The 529-nt window shown below is 57.3% G+C and carries 1 pseudogene; it reads right to left on the bottom strand.

The annotated features are described in order from the left end of the window. Positions 1-488 (bottom strand): annotated as a pseudogene (locus KMAL_RS16790) (IS5 family transposase); the annotation flags it as partial. Positions 489-529: the final 41 nt, after the last annotated feature.

Here is a 529-nt window from a genome sequence, read left to right as displayed (position 1 = left end):
CAGTTCATGAGCCTGTCCAGGGGCCAGCGCAAAACCGAAGGCTTTTCCATGTCCATCAGCGATCACGCAGACTTTTGTGCCATAGCCGCCGCGAGAGCGGCCAAGTGCTTCACGATGGTCTCGCTCTTCGAAAGAGGCCCCTTTTTTTGGGCTCCCGCCGCTTTGTGGTGAGCCCTGATGTTTGTGCCATCCAGAAAAGTCATTCCGAATGCCACTCCCTGTTGTTCCTGAACCAGTGCGAGCAGCCGCTCCCATACGCCGAGCTTCGCCCAGCGGATGAAAAGCTGCGCAGCCCGCCACCACGGACCCAGTTCAGCGGGGATACTCCGCCATTTCGCGCCATTCTCATGACGCCAGAAAATCGCTGCTATCGTCCGCCGCAGATCATGTGGCGGCGTCTTGCCCCTCGGGCGAACCTCCTCAATCAGAGGTTCCCAGATCGCCCATGTCTCGTCCGTAAAGGTGCCTGTTCTGTCTCCTTCTTCCATCCCTACAATATGGGAAGAAATTCAAGATCTAACAGGCCCTA

This window comes from Novacetimonas maltaceti (assembly GCF_002906255.1).
Classification (GTDB): Bacteria; Pseudomonadota; Alphaproteobacteria; order Acetobacterales; family Acetobacteraceae; genus Novacetimonas; species Novacetimonas maltaceti.
This window is presented reverse-complemented; position numbering and strand designations above follow the sequence as displayed.